Source organism: Streptomyces sp. 150FB (assembly GCF_000818195.1).
GTDB lineage: Bacteria > Actinomycetota > Actinomycetes > Streptomycetales > Streptomycetaceae > Streptomyces.
On sequence record NZ_JTHL01000001.1, the window covers coordinates 8,871,200 to 8,872,873 of the forward strand.

At 69.0% G+C, this 1,674-nt stretch carries 1 protein-coding gene; it reads left to right on the top strand.

The window, feature by feature from the left end; genetic code table 11:
* Positions 1–1,674, top strand: a 1,674-nt coding sequence (locus QR77_RS47205) for an amino acid adenylation domain-containing protein (protein ID WP_160311001.1), incomplete at both ends; no start/stop codon positions are given.

Here is a 1,674-nt window from a genome sequence, read left to right on the forward strand (position 1 = left end):
TACCGACGAGGGAACCCCCGCCGGCTTCACAGGCCAGTTGGACTACCGCACGGACCTGTTCGACGGGCGTACGGCGCAGGAGCTGGCGGACAGGCTGGCGCGGGTGCTGGAAGCCGCCGTGGCCGACCCCGATCAGCCGATCCGCGAGATCGACGTCCTGGCTGAGGACGAGCGTGAGCGGATCCTGACCGCGTGGAACGCCACCGAAGGCGAGGTACCGGAGACGACGCTGCCGGAGTTGTTCCAGGCGCAGGTGGCGCGGACTCCAGGGGCCGTCGCGGTCTCCAGCGGTGGCGTTGAACTCACCTACGCGGAGTTGAACGCGCGGGCGAACCGGCTGGCACGGTATCTGGTGACCCGGGGTGCCGCACCAGAGCGGCTCGTGGCCCTCTGTATTCCGCGCTCGGTCGACCTGGTCGTGGCGCTGTGGGCGGTCCTGAAGACGGGCGCCGGGTATGTGCCGGTGGATCCGGCGTACCCGGCCGACCGGATCGCCTTCATGCTCGGGGACTCGCACCCGGTGCTCGTCCTCACGGACGCCGTGACGGCGGCCGTGCTGCCAAGTGAGAGCGACGCGGGGACGGGCCGTGTGGTCCTGGACGAGTCCGCCGTCCAGGAGACGACGGCCGGGCAGGAATCCGGCGACCTTGGCGATGACGACCGGCCGGCTCGACTGGAGCTGCGGCACCCGGCGTATGTGATCTACACGTCCGGGTCGACGGGACGGCCGAAGGGCGTGGTCATCGAGCAGCGCAGCGTGGTGAACCTGACCTCGTGGGCCGCCTGCGGCCTTGGCGCCGACCGATTGACCCGGGTCCACGCCAGCACGTCTCTCAACTTCGACGTGTCGGTCTTCGAGATGATTTCTCCCTTGCTGGCGGGCGGTCGTATCGACGTCCTTCGTGACCTCCTCGCGTTGGGGGAGGGAATCGCGGAAAGGCGGGCGCTCGGCCTGGTGAGCGGTGTGCCCTCGGTCTTCGCCGCCTTGCTGGAACGCGGTGAACTGGGGGCCGGCATTTCGACGGTCGTCATGGCCGGCGAGGCCATTTCGCCGGTGGTCGCCAGGAAGGTCCGTTCGGTCCTCCCGGAATCGCGCATAGCGAACTGCTACGGACCTACTGAAGCCACGGTCTACGCGACCTCGTGGTACACGGACGCCGAGGTGCCGGACTCGGTGCCGATCGGGCGCCCTGTCACCAACACCCGGGTGTATGTGCTGGATACGGGTTTGTCGCCGGTGGCGGTGGGTGTCGCGGGTGAGTTGTATGTGGCCGGTGCGCAGTTGGCCCGGGGATATCTGGGTCGTGCGGGCTTGACGGCGGAGCGATTCGTGGCGGATCCGTTCGGTGTGCCGGGGACGCGGATGTACCGCACCGGTGACCTGGTGAAGTGGAACGCCGATGGTGTGCTGGAGTTTGTGGGGCGTGCGGACGCTCAGGTGAAGGTGCGGGGCTTCCGCATCGAACCTGGTGAGGTCGAGGCGGTCCTCGCGGGGCACGACCAGGTCGCACAGGCGGCGGTGATGGGGCGTGAGGACCAGCCGGGCGACAAGCGCCTGGTCGCGTACGCCGTACCCGCACCGAACACCACCCCGGACGCGGCCGAGCTGCGCGCTCACCTGGCGGATCGGCTTCCGGATTACATGGTCCCGTCGGCGTTCGTCCTGCTGGACGT